Source organism: Pseudomonas sp. CC11G, from assembly GCF_056174845.1.
In genome coordinates this window covers 278,299-294,302 of sequence record NZ_JBWBZC010000006.1, presented here as the reverse complement: position 1 = coordinate 294,302, position 16,004 = coordinate 278,299, and the positions used below count along the sequence as shown (strand labels likewise).

Here is a 16,004-nt window from a genome sequence, read left to right as displayed (position 1 = left end):
CCATGGGCGCTCCAGTGCGTATCGCCATCGTTGCCGGTGAGGCGTCGGGCGACATCCTTGGCGCGGGTCTGATGCACGCCCTCAAGGCGCAGCATCCTGAGGTTGAATTCATCGGTGTCGGCGGCCCGCGTATGCAGGCCGAGGGCATGGACTCGTATTTCCCGATGGAGCGTCTGGCGGTGATGGGCCTGGTGGAAGTGCTGGGCCGGCTGCCGGAGCTGCTGTCGCGGCGCAAGCGTCTGATTAAGACCCTGATTGCGGCCAAGCCCGATGTGTTTATTGGCATCGACGCGCCGGACTTCAACCTCGACCTCGAACTCAAGCTGCGCCGCGCCGGCATCAAGACCGTGCATTACGTCAGCCCGTCGGTCTGGGCCTGGCGGCAGAAACGGGTGCTGAAGATTCGCGAAGCCTGCGACCTGATGCTGACGCTGTTTCCCTTTGAGGCGAAATTCTACGACGAGCACCAAGTGCCCGTGCGCTTTGTCGGCCATACCCTGGCCGATGCCATTCCCCTTGAGGCCGACCGCGCCGCCGCGCGTGCCGAACTGAATTTGCCGGAAGACGGCCCTGTGGTCGCCTTGATGCCAGGCAGCCGAGGCGGTGAAGTGTCACGCCTGGGTGGTCTGTTTCTCGACGCCGCAGTCCGTCTTCGAGCGCTGCGCCCAGGCGTACGGTTTGTGTTGCCCTGCGCCAGTCCAGAGCGCCGCGCACAGATCGAAGCGCAGTTGGTCGGCCACGATATTCCCGTGACCTTGCTCGACGGCCAGTCGCATACCGCGCTGGCCGCCTGCGATGCGGTATTGATCGCTTCGGGCACAGCGACCCTGGAAGCCTTGCTCTATAAGCGGCCGATGGTCGTGGCGTACCGCGTGGCGCCGATGACCTACCGCATTCTCAAACGCATGCTGAAAAGCCCGTATGTGTCGCTGCCTAACCTGCTCGCTGGCCGCCTGTTGGTGCCTGAGCTGTTGCAGGATGCCGCCACGCCGGATGCCTTGGCGCAAACCCTGGCGCCGCTGCTCAACGGCGGCGAAGCACAGACCGAAGGTTTTGATCAGATTCATCGCACCTTGCGTCGCGATGCCTCCACCGAAGCGGCCAAGGCTGTGCTTGAACTGGCAGGAGCACGCTGATGCAACTGGGCCTGGATTTCACCCTGGTAGAAGAACTGGTCGCCGGCGTCGACGAAGTGGGCCGTGGTCCGCTGTGTGGTGCGGTGGTGACGGCGGCGGTGATCCTCGATCCGGCGCGGCCGATCCTCGGTCTTAACGACTCGAAGAAACTCACAGAAGCCAAGCGCGAAAAGCTCTTCGATGAAATCAAAGAGAAAGCCCTTGCCTGGTGCATCGCCCGCGCCGAGGTCGAAGAAATCGACCAGCTGAATATTCTTCACGCCACCATGCTGGCCATGCAGCGGGCGGTCGAAGGCTTGAGCGTGACGCCGCGTCTAGCGCTGATTGACGGCAACCGCTGCCCGAAACTCAAGGTGCCCAGCGCCTCGGTGGTGCAGGGCGATAGCAAGGTGCCGGCCATTGCCGCGGCCTCGATTCTGGCCAAGGTCAGCCGCGACCGCGAAATGCAGGAAATGGAAGCGCTGTACCCGGGTTACGGCATTGGTGGGCATAAAGGTTATCCCACGGCGGTTCACCTGGAAGCCTTGCAGCGCCTGGGGCCAACCCCTATTCACCGGCGTTCCTTTGCCCCCGTGCGGCGGTTATTGGAAGACGTTTAAACGGCTGAGCTGATGTTTGCGCCAAGGCCCGGTACAATCCGGGCCTTGTCGTTTTTGCGCTTTATAGGATCAGCATGCCGGCCACCTTTGTTCATCTGCGTTTGCATACCGAGTTCTCCCTGGTTGACGGTCTGGTACGGGTAAAGCCGCTGGTCAAGGCCGCCGCCGGTTCCGGTATGCCAGCCGTGGCTGTTACCGATCAGCGCAACCTGTGCTCGCTGGTGAAGTTCTACAAAGCCGCCATGGGCGCCGGTATCAAGCCGATTTGCGGCGCCGACCTGTGGCTGGCCAGCAAGGACGAAGACGGCCAACTGAGCCGTATGACCCTGCTGGTGATGAACGCCAAGGGCTACCGCAACCTCACCGAATTGATCTCCCGCGGCTTTACCGAAGGCCAGCGCAACGGTGAGGTGATCATAGAGCGCGACTGGGTCAAGCAAGCGTCCGAAGGCCTGATCGCGTTGTCGGGTGCGAAAGAAGGCGAGATCGGCCTCAACCTGCTGGCCGGCAATATCCAGGAAGCCGAAGCCTCGCTGCGTGAATGGCAAGACGTGTTCCCCGACCGCTTCTACCTGGAACTGCAACGCACCAGCCGCGTTAACGACGAAGAGTATCTGCACCTGGCCGTCGAGCTGGCCGGGCGCTGCGACGCCATGCTGGTCGCTACCAACGACGTACGGTTTATCAAGCAGGGCGATTTTGAAGCCCACGAAACGCGCGTATGCATCGGTGAAGGCCGGGCCCTCGACGACCCGCGTCGTGCCCGCACTTACAGCGATCAGCAGTACCTGAAGTCGCCGGAAGAAATGTGGGAGTTGTTCAGCGACATTCCCGAAGCGCTGGAAAACACCGTCGAAATTGCCAAGCGCTGCAACATCGAAATCCTCCTGGGCAAGAGCTTCCTGCCCAACTTCCCGGTGCCGGATGGCATGACCATGGACGAGTTCTTTCGCAAGGTCTCGTTCGAGGGGCTGGAAGAGCGGCTGGCCGTGCTGTGGCCGAAAGAGACCACGCCCAACTATGAAGAGAAGCGTCAGGTCTATGTGGACCGGCTGAATTTCGAGCTGGATATCATCATCCAGATGGGATTCCCCGGTTACTTCCTGATCGTTATGGACTTTATCCAGTGGGCCAAACGCAACGGCATTCCCGTCGGCCGGGCCGGGGGTCAGGTGCCGGTTCGCTGGTGGCCTACGTACAGAAGATCACCGACCTCGACCCCCTGCAGTACGACCTTCTGTTCGAGCGGTTCCTTAACCCGGAACGGGTATCGATGCCCGACTTCGACATCGACTTCTGCATGGACGGCCGCGACCGCGTCATCGAGTACGTGGCCCAAACCTACGGGCGCAACGCGGTTAGCCAGATCATCACCTTCGGTACCATGGCGGCTAAAGCGGTGGTGCGCGACGTGGCGCGGGTGCAAGGCAAGTCCTACGGCTTGGCGGATCGTCTGTCGAAGATGATTCCGTTTGAAGTCGGCATGACGTTGGAAAAAGCCTTTGATCAGGAAGAAATCCTCCGTGACTTCCTCAAGGTGGATGAAGAAGCCGCCGAAATCTGGGAAATGGCCAAGAAGCTTGAAGGCGTTACCCGGAACGTCGGCAAGCACGCCGGTGGTGTGGTTATCGCACCGACCAAGCTCACCGATTTCGCCGCGATTTATTGCGACGATGAAGGCGGCGGCCTGGTAACCCAGTTCGATAAAGACGACGTGGAAGCGGCCGGCCTGGTGAAGTTCGACTTTCTCGGCCTGCGGACCCTGACGATCATCGACTGGGCGCTGAAGACCATCAACCGCGAGAAGGCCAAGGTCGGCGAAGCACCGCTGAACATCGACTTTATTCCGCTGGACGACAAGCCCACCTACACGCTGCTGCAGAAAGCCGAAACCACTGCGGTATTCCAGCTTGAGTCGCGCGGCATGAAAGAGCTGATCAAAAAGCTCAAGCCCGACTGCCTGGAAGACCTGATCGCACTCGTGGCCCTGTTCCGACCGGGCCCATTGCAGTCGGGCATGGTGGATGACTTTATCAACCGTAAGCACGGCCGCGCCGAGCTGGCCTACCCGCACTCCGACTATCAGTACGAAGGCCTCAAGCCAGTGCTGTTGCCGACCTACGGCATCATCCTGTACCAGGAACAGGTGATGCAGATCGCCCAGGTGATGGCCGGCTACACCCTCGGTGAAGCGGACATGCTGCGTCGTGCCATGGGCAAGAAAAAGCCCGAGGAAATGGCCAAGCAGCGCGGTGGTTTTATTGACGGTTGCGCGAAGAACAATATCGACCCGGACCTGGCCGGTAACATCTTCGACTTGGTGGAAAAATTCGCCGGTTACGGCTTCAACAAATCCCACTCGGCCGCCTATGGCTTGGTGTCGTACCAGACGGCTTGGCTGAAAACCCACTACCCATCGCCCTTCATGGCGGCGGTGTTGTCGGCGGATATGCAGAACACTGACAAGGTCGTCACCCTGATCGAAGAGTGCCGCAGCATGAAGCTGCGCGTTGATGCGCCGGACGTGAACACCTCGGAATTCAAGTTCACCGTGAACGACGACGGCCGCATCGTGTACGGCCTCGGGGCTATCAAGGGCGTGGGCGAGGGGCCGGTGGAGGCCATCGTTGAATCCCGTCAGGCCGGGCCGTTCAAGGACCTATTCGACTTCTGCGCCCGTGTCGATCTCAAGCGCATCAACAAGCGCACCACCGACGCATTGATTCGCAGCGGCGCCCTGGACCGTCTGGGCCCGTACTTCCACGACGAAATCAAAGCCTATCAAGCCAACATCGACCGCAACCGTGCGGTGCTGCTGGCGTCGATGGAAGAAGCGATTCAAGCCGCCGAGCAGACCGCCCGCAGCCACGACAGCGGCCATGCCGACTTGTTTGGTGGGGTGTTTGCTGACGAAACCGCCGACGTTTACGCCAAGCACAAAAAGGCTAAAGAGCTCTCGCTGAAAGAGCGCCTGCGTGGCGAGAAGGAAACCCTGGGCCTATACCTGACCGGCCACCCGATTGACGAATACGAAGGCGAGATTCGTCGCTTCGCCCGTCAGCGCATCATCGACCTGAAGCCTGCGCGTGACAGCCAGACCATCGCCGGTCTGATCGTCAACTTGCGGGTAATGAAGAACAAGAAGGGCGACAAGATGGGCTTTATCACCCTCGACGACCGCTCGGGGCGTATCGAAGCGTCCTTGTTCGCCGATGCGTTCAACTCGGCGCAGGCGTTGTTGCAAACCGACGCCTTGGTGGTAGTCGAAGGTGAAGTCAGCAACGACGATTTCTCCGGCGGCTTGCGTCTGCGCGCCAAGCGCGTGATGAGCCTGGAAGATGCCCGTACGGGCCTGGCGGAAAGCCTGCGTGTGCGGGTGAAGAGCGATGCGCTGAAGGGCGATCGCCTGCGCTGGCTGGCAGAGTTGTGCAAGAAGCACCGTGGCGGCTGCCCGATCACCCTCGACTACACCGGCAGCGAAGCGAAGGCCTTGTTGCAGTTCGGCGAAGGCTGGCGAATCGATCCGGCGGATGGATTGATTCAAACATTGCGTGACCAGTTCGGGCGCGACAACGTCTTTTTGCACTATCGCTAGCAAGTGAGCGGCGCCGCGCGCCATTTTTACTCTCGACCTGAATGCGCCTGTTCCCGTAAGGTAGGGCGCTCAACGGACTCAGCCGCCGGCCCCAGGCCAGGCGCAAGACGGATGACTATGAACCCGAATTTTCTCGATTTCGAACAGCCGATTGCCGATCTGCAAGCCAAGATCGAAGAGTTGCGCCTGGTCGGTAACGACAATTCGCTGAACATCAGCGATGAAATTGCCCGTCTGCAAGACAAGAGCAACACGCTCACCGCCAGCATCTTCGGCAGCCTCACCAGTTGGCAGATCGCCAAGCTGGCGCGCCACCCGCGCCGGCCGTACACCCTCGATTACATCGAACATATCTTCACCGAGTTCGACGAACTGCACGGCGACCGTCACTTCTCCGACGACCCGGCCATCGTCGGCGGCGTTGCGCGTCTGAACGATCAACCGGTTATGATCATCGGCCATCAGAAAGGCCGCGAAGTGCGTGAGAAGGTCCGCCGCAACTTTGGTATGCCGCGCCCCGAGGGCTACCGCAAAGCCTGCCGCCTGATGGAAATGGCTGAGCGCTTCAAGATGCCGATCCTGACCTTTATCGACACGCCGGGTGCTTACCCAGGCATCGACGCGGAAGAACGCGGCCAGAGCGAAGCAATTGCCTGGAACCTGCGCGTGATGGCGCGCCTGAAAACCCCGATCATTGCCACCGTTATCGGTGAAGGTGGTTCCGGCGGGGCATTGGCTATCGGCGTGTGCGACCAACTGAACATGCTGCAGTACTCCACCTACGCGGTGATTTCGCCGGAAGGCTGCGCCTCCATTCTGTGGAAAACCGCCGAGAAGGCGCCGGAAGCTGCTGAAGCCATGGGTATCACGGCTGAGCGTCTGAAAGGCCTGGGCATCGTAGATAAAGTGATCGACGAGCCGCTGGGTGGCGCGCATTCGGCCCCGGCTGTGGCCGCTGCCTCGATTCGTGCGGCATTGGGTGAGCAACTGGCTTCCTTGCAGAAGTTCGATATCGATGCGCTGCTGGCGCGTCGCTACGATCGTCTGATGAGCTACGGCATTGCCTAAATGAGTCTGCACGCCAGGTTGCTAGCTGGCCTGGCACCCTGGCGTGCTGCGCCGGCCTGGCATATCGCCTTGTCCGGCGGCTTGGACTCCAGCGTTCTGCTCCACCTCTTGGCGACCCTCGGGCACACCGAGCGCTTGCCACCTCTTAACGCCATTCATATCCATCACGGCCTGCAGGCTGCGGCTGACGGCTGGCCGGCGCATTGTCAGCGGCTGTGTGATGGGCTGGGTGTGCCGCTGCGGGTTATTCCCGTGCAGGTCGCGCAGGGTGCGAGTCTGGAGCGGGCGGCGCGTGATGCGCGGTATCAGGCGTTTACCCAGGTGGTGGGGGAGGGCGAAGTGCTGCTCACTGCTCAGCACCGCGACGATCAGGCCGAGACTTTGCTATTCCGTTTGCTGCGCGGCGCCGGTGTGCGTGGGCTGGCCGGGATTCCCGTCAGTCGCTCGTTAGGCCGAGGCGTAGTACTGCGCCCGTTGCTGGAGTGTTCGCGTGCGGAGTTATTGGCCTATGCCAATGAGCATGGGCTGGGCTGGATAGAAGATCCCACCAATACCGACCCAGGCTACGCGCGCAATTATCTGCGTCACCACGTATTACCGCAGTTCGCCACGCACTGGCCGCAGGCGGCGCAAACCTTGGCGCGCAGTGCGGCCCATCTGCGTGAAGCGCAGGGGTTGCTGGATGATTTGGCGGAGTTGGATCTGGCGACTGCGCAAACTCCATCGCCGTTCAGCTGGCTCGCTCTGCCATCACTAAAATTGCAACCGCTGCTCGGTCTTTCGCCCGAACGCCAACGCAATGCCCTGCGCCATTGGCTGGCGCCGCTGACGTTGCTGCCGGACAGCGAACATTGGGCAGGCTGGAATGATCTGCGAGATGCAGCGGGAGATGCCAAACCGATCTGGCGTTTGGCTGAGGGCGAGTTGCACCGCGATGGTGGGCGGCTTTTTTGGTTGAGTGGGGATTGGCTGGCGACGCCTGGTCAGCCGCAAATCTGGCAAGACACGACACACGCGTTGCACTTGCCCGGCAACGGTCAACTGCGCTTGCACGGCGAAGCGCCGCAAGGTCCGTTGCACGTTCGTTACCGCCAAGGCGGCGAGGTGATGAATATCCCCGGCCGCGGTCATCGTGATCTCAAACGCCTGCTCAACGAACACGCAATTCCCGCATTTGTTCGCGGTCGATTGCCATTGTTGTACCGCGATGATGAGTTGTTGGCGGTGGCCAATCTGCCTGCAATCCGCGTCCCCGTTGAGGCGCGCTGGCAATTGCAGTGGCAGGCGCCGACGAATGACCAACGTTTGAGCTGAAAGGGTAGTTCCGGTAGACTACGCTCCCGTCTCATACAGCTAATGCGCAGGCCTTCTGGTTCTCTGCACGGCTATCAATTTTCACGGCATCGTCTTTGGCTTTGTCGGTAATGGGTGGGCAGCAGCCCTCCTTCAGCTTTCCCCGGCGGCGCAAACCGCCTAAACGCAGACTTCTAGGGTTTTTCATGACGCGCTACATATTCGTCACGGGCGGTGTTGTTTCTTCATTGGGGAAAGGCATCGCCTCGGCTTCATTGGCGGCTATCCTGGAGGCGCGGGGCCTGAAGGTCACGATGCTCAAACTGGACCCTTATATCAACGTCGATCCGGGCACCATGAGCCCGTTCCAGCACGGTGAAGTGTTCGTCACTCACGACGGTGCCGAGACCGACCTCGACCTTGGCCACTATGAGCGGTTTATCCGCACCACCATGACCAAGGGCAACAACTTCACCACCGGCCGCGTCTACGAAGACGTGCTGCGCAAAGAGCGCCGTGGTGATTACCTGGGTGCAACCATTCAGGTCATTCCGCACATCACCGACGAAATCAAACGCCGCATCATCAAAGGTGCTGGCGATGCTGACGTGGCCATGGTGGAAATCGGCGGTACCGTTGGCGACATCGAGTCCCAGCCGTTCCTCGAAGCCATTCGCCAGTTGCGCGTGGAAGTGGGCGCCAAGCGCGCCATGTTGATGCACCTGACGTTGGTGCCGTACATCGCCACCGCCGGCGAAACCAAGACCAAGCCCACCCAGCACTCGGTGAAAGAGCTGCGTTCTATCGGTCTGCAGCCTGACGTGTTGATCTGCCGTTCCGACCACCCGATCGATATCTCCTCGCGCCGCAAAATCGCCCTGTTCACCAACGTTGAAGAGCGTGCGGTGATTGGTCTGGAAGACGTCGACACCATCTACAAGATTCCTTCCGTGTTGCACGCCCAGGGCCTGGACGATTTCGTCGTCGAGCGCTTCGGTCTGCAGTGCGGCAGCGCCGACCTGTCTGAATGGGACCGCGTTGTCGATGCCAAGCTGAACCCGGAAAAAGAAGTCAACATCGCCATGGTCGGCAAGTACATGGAGCTGCTGGACGCGTACAAATCGCTGATCGAAGCGATGAGTCACGCCGGCATCCAGAACCGCACCAAGGTCAACCTGCGCTACATCGATTCCGAAGACATCGAACAGCAAGGCACCGGCCTGCTCGAAGGTGTGGATGCCATTCTGGTGCCCGGCGGCTTCGGTCTGCGCGGCGTGGAAGGCAAGATCACCACGGTGCAATACGCCCGTGAAAACAAGATCCCGTACCTGGGCATTTGCCTCGGCATGCAGGTCGCGGTTATCGAGTTCGCCCGTAACGTACTGGGCTGGACCGACGCCAACTCCACCGAGTTCGACAAAGTCAGCGGCCACCCGGTTGTCGGCTTGATCACCGAGTGGGAAGACGCTGAAGGCGGTGTGGAAATTCGTACCGAAGCCTCGGACCTGGGCGGCACCATGCGTCTCGGCGCGCAGGATTGCCACCTGATCGAAGGCTCGAAAGTGTTCGACTGCTACGCGAAAGAAACCATCGTAGAGCGTCACCGTCATCGCTATGAAGTGAACAACAACCTGCTGCCAAAACTGCAGGAAGCCGGCCTGAAAATCACCGGCCGTTCTGCCGATGGCGCCCTGGTTGAAGTGGTTGAAGCGCCGGATCATCCATGGTTCGTGGCCTGCCAATTCCACCCGGAGTTCACCTCCACCCCGCGCGATGGTCACCCATTGTTCAGTGGTTTCGTTAACGCCGCACTGGCGCAGAAAGCGAGAAAGGCATGACCCAGAAAGTCATCAAGGTTGGCAATATTGAAATCGCCAACGACAAACCCTTTGTGCTGTTCGGCGGTATCAACGTTCTTGAATCCCGCGACCTGGCGATGAAAGCCTGCGAAGAATACGTGCGCGTTACCGACAAGCTCGGCATCCCTTACGTGTTCAAGGCCAGCTTCGACAAAGCCAACCGCTCCTCCGTGTCTTCCTTCCGCGGCCCAGGCCTGGAAGAGGGCATGAAGATTTTCGAAGAAGTGAAGAAAACCTTCGGCGTGCCGGTCATCACCGACGTGCACGAGCCTGAGCAAGCCGCTCCGGTTGCCGCGGTGTGCGACATCATCCAGCTGCCGGCTTTCCTGTCCCGACAAACCGATCTGGTCGTGGCCATGGCCAAGACTGGCGCGGTCATCAACATCAAGAAAGCCCAGTTCCTCGCCCCTCAGGAAATGAAACATATCCTGGCCAAGTGCGTCGAAGCCGGTAACGACCAGCTCATCCTTTGCGAGCGCGGTTCGAGCTTTGGCTACAACAACCTGGTGGTGGACATGCTCGGCTTCGGCATCATGAAGTCGTTCGAATACCCGGTGTTTTTCGACGTGACCCACGCCCTGCAAATGCCGGGCGGGCGTTCCGACTCCGCTGGCGGCCGCCGCGCCCAGGTTACCGACCTGGCCAAGGCCGGCATGAGCCAGGGCCTGGCGGGCTTGTTCCTCGAAGCCCACCCGGACCCGGACAACGCCAAGTGCGATGGTCCCTGCGCCCTGCGCCTGGACAAGCTGGAGCCGTTCCTCACTCAGCTCAAGGCCCTGGACGACCTGGTCAAGAGCTTCCCGCCGATTGAGACTGCCTAAGCGCAGCAACTTTCGGTAAAGTGCCGCTCGGGCGAGCTCTGACCCGTGAGTCAGAGAGTCGTCGAGCGGGCTGGTTTGGTTCCAAGCTGCCTGCATCAACCTCTCTGCAGCGCCGTTTTCGTCATATTTTGGAGTGTTAGCAACAATGGCAAAGATCGTCGACATCAAAGGTCGTGAAGTTCTCGACTCCCGCGGCAACCCGACCGTCGAAGCAGACGTCATTCTCGACAACGGTATCGTCGGCAGCGCCTGCGCGCCGTCGGGTGCCTCCACCGGTTCGCGCGAAGCGCTGGAACTGCGTGATGGCGACAAGAGCCGTTACCTGGGCAAAGGCGTGCTGAAAGCAGTCGCCAACATCAACGGCCCGATCCGCTCCCTGCTGTTGGGCAAAGACCCGGTAGACCAGAAAGCCCTCGACCTGGCGATGATCGCCCTCGACGCCACTGAAAACAAAGGCAGCCTGGGTGCCAACGCCATCCTCGCCGTCTCCCTGGCCGCTGCCAAAGCCGCTGCCCAGGACCAGGACCTGCCGCTGTACGCGCACATTGCCAACCTCAACGGCACCCCGGGCGTGTACTCCATGCCGGTACCGATGATGAACATCATCAACGGCGGCGAGCACGCCGATAACAACGTCGACATTCAAGAGTTCATGGTTCAGCCAGTAGGCGCCAAGACCTTCGCCGACGGCCTGCGCATGGGCACCGAAATTTTCCACCACCTCAAAGCCGTGCTGAAAGCTCGCGGCCTGAGCACCTCGGTGGGTGACGAAGGTGGTTTCGCGCCGAACCTCGCTTCCAACGAAGACGCCCTGGCCGCTATCGCCGAAGCCGTTGCTAACGCTGGCTACAAGCTGGGCACCGACGTGACCCTGGCCCTGGACTGCGCTTCCAGCGAATTCTTCGAAGGCGGCAAGTACGACCTGGCCGGCGAAGGCAAAGTGTTCGATGCTGCCGGTTTTGCTGACTACCTGGCTGGCCTGACCGAGCGGTACCCGATCATCTCCATCGAAGACGGCATGGACGAATCGGACTGGGACGGCTGGAAAGTGCTGACCGATAAAATCGGCAGCAAGGTGCAACTGGTCGGCGACGACTTGTTCGTTACAAACACCAAGATCCTCAAGGAAGGCATCGACAAGTCGATCGCCAACTCCATCCTGATCAAGTTCAACCAGATCGGCACCCTGACCGAAACCCTGGAAGCCATCCAGATGGCTAAGGCCGCTGGTTACACCGCCGTGATCTCGCACCGTTCGGGCGAAACCGAAGACAGCACCATCGCCGACCTGGCTGTGGGCACTGCCGCCGGTCAGATCAAAACCGGTTCGCTGTGCCGTTCCGACCGCGTTTCCAAGTACAACCAACTGCTGCGTATCGAAGAGCAGTTGGGTGCAAAAGCACCGTACCGTGGTCGCGACGAGTTCCGCGGCTAAGCTGCCGGTGGTAAAAAGGGCACCGGAAGGTGCCCTTTTCATATGAGAAAAACCGATTTTGCGTAGCCCTTACTGGTTATTCGTCGTTCTGATCTTAGTGCTGGCAGGCCTGCAGTACCGCCTTTGGGTGGGCGAGGGTAGCTTTGCGCAGGTCACCGACTTGCAGCGGCAGATTGCCGAGCAGAAGGGCGAAAACGAAAACCTGCTGGAACGTAACCGTATCCTCGAAGCGGAAGTCAGTGAGCTGAAGAAGGGTATGGAAACCGTCGAAGAGCGTGCCCGTCATGAACTGGGCATGGTCAAAGACGGCGAAACCCTCTATCAGTTGAACGAATGACGACTCCCGTTTTGCCTGCCTTCTGGGCCTTGATCCCAGCCGCAGGCGTCGGCGCCCGAATGCTCGCCGACCGGCCCAAGCAATACCTGCAACTGGCCGGCAAAACCATTCTCGAACATACCCTCGACTGCTTCCTCGACCACCCGCAATTGCGCGGTTTGGTGGTGAGCTTGTCGGTGGACGATGCCTATTGGCCAACGTTGCCGTATGCCCGCAACGAACGTATCGAGCGCGCCGATGGCGGAGCTGAGCGTGCTGATTCGGTGCTCAATGGCCTGATCCGTCTGGCTGAACTCGGCGCCGGTGAAAACGACTGGGTGCTGGTGCACGATGCGGCGCGGCCGAATTTGTCGCGGTATGACCTGGATTTGTTGTTGGCTGAGTTGGCCAACGATGAGATCGGCGGTTTGCTGGCCGTGCCGGCTCGCGACACGTTGAAGCGTGCCGGGCCTGATGGCCGGGTGCAGGAAACGGTCGATCGGTCGGTGATCTGGCAGGCGTATACGCCGCAGATGTTTCGTCTCGGTGCGCTGCATCGGGTGTTGGCGGATGCGTTGGTGTCGGGTGTGCAGATTACCGACGAAGCCTCGGCCATCGAATGGGCCGGGCAGGCGCCGCGGTTGATTGAGGGGCGGGCGGATAATTTGAAGGTGACTCGGCCAGAAGACTTGGAGTGGTTGCGGCTGCGTTGGGCCCACAAAAGCTAAGGCCCCTCACCCCCCGGCCCCTCTCCCGCAAGCGGGCGAGGGGAGCCTGATCGCGTTATCACCCTGATCGGTTATCTAGCCCCCTCTCCCGCGTGCGGGAGAGGGTTGGGGTGAGGGGCTCTTTGCCCGCGTCAACCCAAATGCGCCAACCCCGCCTTCAAATGATCCACCAACTGCCGAACCTTCGGCGACAAATGCCGTTGCTGTGGATAAAGCGCCCACACCGCCGTATTCGGCGCCTGATGCTTCTCCAGCAAGCTCACCAGCGCGCCACTGTGCAAATGCTCCTGCACGTAATAGTCCGGCAACTGACACAACCCCAACCCCTGCAACGCAGCATCCAGCACCGCCTGCCCGCTGTTGCAGCGCCAGTTGCCGTGCACCCGTTGCGACAGTTCGCGCCCATCCTGCTGAAAATCCCAGTGGTCGCTGCTGCCAATTAGGCAGTTGTGCTGGCTGAGTTCCGACAAGCTGTGCGGCCGCCCATACCGCTGCAAATAGCCCGGTGCCGCACACAGGTACATGCGCCGCGGCGCCAGACGGGTTGCCACCAGTCGTGAGTCCTGCAAACGCCCCAGGCGAATGGCCAGGTCGATGCCGTCCTGCACCAGATCGAGGGTGCGGTTGCTCAGTTCGATATCGACTTTCAGCAGCGGATGGCGGCTCATAAATTGGGTAACCAGCGGCACGATAAACCGTTCGCCGTACGCCACTGCGCAGGTCATCCGTAGCAGCCCCTTGGGTTCGCTGCCCAGGTCGCCGACCGCCCGCAATGCTTCTTCGCGAGCATCCTGTAAGCGCTGGCAATGCTGCAAAAACGTTTGCCCGGCTTCAGTAAGCGCTACGCGCCGGGTGCTGCGGTAGAACAAACGGGTTTGCAGGTTTTCTTCCAGGCGAGCGATCTGCCGGCTCACCTGGGAAGACGACAACCCCAGCCGCTGCGCCGCCGCCGTGAACTGGCCGCATTCGGCCACGGCCACAAACTCATCTAGCCCATCCCAACTGCTCATGCGCGCTCCTCCAGCAAGGCGGCGATTATCCCTCAATAGCAATAATGTTTTGCTATTTGCCGGATTATTTACGCAAACGTGGTTGGACTACACTCTGCGCCACTGTTTTAACCCGCTGGAGAGCGACCATGATCAAGTCCCGTGCTGCCGTAGCCTTTGCCCCGAACGAACCGCTGAAAATCGTCGAAGTGGATGTGGAAGCCCCGAAGGCCGGTGAAGTGCTGGTGCGCATCGTCGCCACCGGCGTTTGCCACACCGACGCCTACACCCTGTCCGGCGCGGATTCGGAAGGCGTGTTCCCCTCGATTCTTGGCCATGAAGGCGGCGGTATCGTGGAAGCCGTAGGCGAGGGCGTGACCTCGGTGAAGATCGGCGACCACGTCATTCCGCTGTACACCGCCGAATGCCGCGAGTGCAAATTCTGCAAATCCGGCAAAACCAACCTGTGCAGCTCAGTGCGCGCCACCCAGGGCAAAGGCCTGATGCCCGACGGCACCAGCCGTTTCTCCTACCAGGGTCAGCCGATTTACCACTACATGGGCTGCTCGACCTTCTCCGAATACACCGTCCTGCCGGAAGTGTCCCTGGCCGTGATTCCCAAAGAAGCGCCGCTGGAAAAAGTCTGCCTGCTGGGCTGCGGCGTCACCACCGGCATTGGCGCCGTGTTGAACACTGCGAAAGTGGAAGAGGGCGCCACCGTGGCCATCTTCGGTTTGGGCGGCATCGGCCTGGCCGCGATCATCGGCGCGAAAATGGCCAAGGCCTCGCGCATCATCGCCATCGACATCAACCCGGCCAAGTTCGACGTGGCTCGCGAGTTGGGTGCCACCGACTTCGTTAACCCGAAGGACTACGACAAGCCGATTCAAGACGTGATCATCGAGCTCACCGACGGCGGTGTGGACTACAGCTTCGAATGTGTCGGCAACGTGCAATTGATGCGCGCCGCCCTGGAATGCGCCCATAAAGGTTGGGGCGAGTCGGTGATCATCGGCGTAGCCGGTGCCGGTCAGGAAATCAGCACCCGTCCGTTCCAGCTGGTGACCGGCCGCGTCTGGCGCGGTTCGGCCTTCGGCGGCGTCAAAGGCCGCACCGAGCTGCCGAGCTATGTGGAAAAAGCGCAGAAAGGCGAAATCCCGTTGGACACCTTCATCACCCACACCATGGGCCTGGAGCAGATCAACGAGGCGTTCGACCTGATGCATGAAGGCAAGAGCATCCGCACTGTCATCCACTACTGATCCGGGGCGGGCCTTTCCATGACCCTTGAAATCGTATCGAGCAACAAAGCGTTCGGCGGCTGGCATAAACGCTACCGCCACCGCTCAAGCTCCTTGAATTGCGACATGGTGTTCGCCGTGTACCTGCCTCCGCAGGCCGAGCAGGGCGCCAAGTTGCCGGTGCTGTACTGGCTGAGCGGCCTGACCTGCACCGACGAGAACTTTATGCAGAAAGCCGGCGCCCAGCGCCTGGCCGCCGAGCTGGGCCTGATCATCGTTGCGCCGGATACCAGTCCGCGCGGCGAAGGCGTGCCGGACGATGCCAATGGCGCCTACGACTTCGGTCTGGGTGCCGGCTTCTACGTCAACGCCACTCAGGAGCCCTGGGCGCGGCATTACCGCATGTACGACTACGTGGTTTCGGAGTTGCCAGCGCTGATCGAAGCCAATTTCCCGGTCTCGGGCAAGCGCGGCATCAGCGGCCACTCCATGGGCGGCCACGGCGCGTTGATTTGCGCGCTGAAAAATCCGGGGCGTTATCAGTCGGTGTCGGCCTTTGCGCCGATTGCCAACCCGCTGAATTGCCCGTGGGGCGAGAAAGCGCTGGGCAACTACCTGGGCGCCGACCGCTCGCGCTGGCGTGAGTGGGATGCCAGTGTGCTGATCGCCGAAGCCAGCGAAAAGCTGCCGTTGCTGGTGGACCAAGGCGATCGCGATGACTTCCTTGAAGGCCAGCTGAAACCGCAGGCGCTGGAAGCGGCGGCCAAGGCGGCCGGGCATCGGCTGACCCTGCGGATGCAGCCGGGGTATGACCATAGCTATTACTTTATCGCCAGCTTTATTGATGACCACTTGCGGCATCACGCCGAGGCTCTGAAAGGCTGACGTCCCCTGGCAGGGTGTTGTGCTCGAAGCACACCCTGC

General features: G+C 60.8%; 12 protein-coding genes and 1 pseudogene. 12 read left to right on the top strand and 1 reads right to left on the bottom strand.

Going from position 1 to position 16,004, the window contains the following annotated elements; genetic code table 11:
* Positions 1-2 precede the first annotated feature (2 nt).
* From lpxB to ispD, 10 genes and pseudogenes are all read left to right on the top strand, one after another.
* A complete protein-coding gene (gene lpxB / locus AC0V2S_RS11300) occupies positions 3-1,136 on the top strand; it encodes a lipid-A-disaccharide synthase (protein WP_475509819.1) in 1,134 nt (377 codons plus the stop codon).
* Positions 1,136-1,735 carry a ribonuclease HII gene (rnhB, locus tag AC0V2S_RS11295; RefSeq protein ID WP_475509818.1) on the top strand — a complete coding sequence of 200 codons (600 nt, stop codon included), beginning with the start codon at positions 1,136-1,138 and terminating at the stop codon, positions 1,733-1,735. Before lpxB ends, rnhB begins: the two co-directional genes overlap by 1 nt.
* Before the next feature lie 74 nt (positions 1,736-1,809).
* Positions 1,810-5,330 (top strand): annotated as a pseudogene (dnaE, locus tag AC0V2S_RS11290) (DNA polymerase III subunit alpha).
* Between the two features lie 117 nt (positions 5,331-5,447).
* Positions 5,448-6,398: an acetyl-CoA carboxylase carboxyltransferase subunit alpha gene (locus AC0V2S_RS11285; protein WP_475509859.1), complete on the top strand. Its 951-nt coding sequence runs from the start codon at positions 5,448-5,450 to the stop codon at positions 6,396-6,398.
* Positions 6,399-7,712 (top strand): tRNA lysidine(34) synthetase TilS, encoded by a 1,314-nt coding sequence (tilS, locus tag AC0V2S_RS11280; RefSeq protein WP_475509817.1) that lies wholly within the window; start codon positions 6,399-6,401, stop codon positions 7,710-7,712. It begins immediately after the preceding gene.
* Between the two features lie 185 nt (positions 7,713-7,897).
* Complete coding sequence (locus tag AC0V2S_RS11275) at positions 7,898-9,529, top strand: CTP synthase (protein ID WP_475509816.1); 1,632 nt, start codon at positions 7,898-7,900, stop codon at positions 9,527-9,529.
* A complete protein-coding gene (kdsA, locus tag AC0V2S_RS11270) occupies positions 9,526-10,371 on the top strand; it encodes a 3-deoxy-8-phosphooctulonate synthase (protein WP_108095926.1) in 846 nt (281 codons plus the stop codon). The genes AC0V2S_RS11275 and kdsA overlap by 4 nt, the downstream gene beginning before the upstream one ends.
* Before the next feature lie 145 nt (positions 10,372-10,516).
* Complete coding sequence (eno, locus tag AC0V2S_RS11265; RefSeq protein ID WP_475509815.1) at positions 10,517-11,806, top strand: phosphopyruvate hydratase; 1,290 nt, start codon at positions 10,517-10,519, stop codon at positions 11,804-11,806.
* A gap of 58 nt (positions 11,807-11,864) precedes the next feature.
* Complete coding sequence (ftsB, locus tag AC0V2S_RS11260) at positions 11,865-12,143, top strand: cell division protein FtsB (RefSeq protein WP_108095924.1); 279 nt, start codon at positions 11,865-11,867, stop codon at positions 12,141-12,143.
* Positions 12,140-12,850 carry a 2-C-methyl-D-erythritol 4-phosphate cytidylyltransferase gene (gene ispD, locus AC0V2S_RS11255; protein ID WP_475509814.1) on the top strand — a complete coding sequence of 237 codons (711 nt, stop codon included), beginning with the start codon at positions 12,140-12,142 and terminating at the stop codon, positions 12,848-12,850. Before ftsB ends, ispD begins: the two co-directional genes overlap by 4 nt.
* A 131-nt stretch (positions 12,851-12,981) precedes the next feature.
* Here ispD and AC0V2S_RS11250 read toward each other — a convergent pair whose 3' ends face one another.
* Positions 12,982-13,860 (bottom strand): LysR substrate-binding domain-containing protein, encoded by an 879-nt coding sequence (locus AC0V2S_RS11250; protein WP_475509813.1) that lies wholly within the window; start codon positions 13,858-13,860, stop codon positions 12,982-12,984.
* 128 nt (positions 13,861-13,988) lie between these two features.
* On the opposite strand from AC0V2S_RS11250, the gene AC0V2S_RS11245 reads away from it, so the two are divergent.
* Positions 13,989-15,101, top strand: a complete 1,113-nt coding sequence (locus AC0V2S_RS11245) for an S-(hydroxymethyl)glutathione dehydrogenase/class III alcohol dehydrogenase (protein ID WP_108095921.1) — start codon at positions 13,989-13,991, stop codon at positions 15,099-15,101.
* Between the two features lie 18 nt (positions 15,102-15,119).
* On the top strand, positions 15,120-15,965 hold the full coding sequence (gene fghA, locus AC0V2S_RS11240) for an S-formylglutathione hydrolase (protein ID WP_475509812.1): 846 nt from the start codon (positions 15,120-15,122) through the stop codon (positions 15,963-15,965).
* The last annotated feature ends 39 nt before the right edge of the window (positions 15,966-16,004 follow it).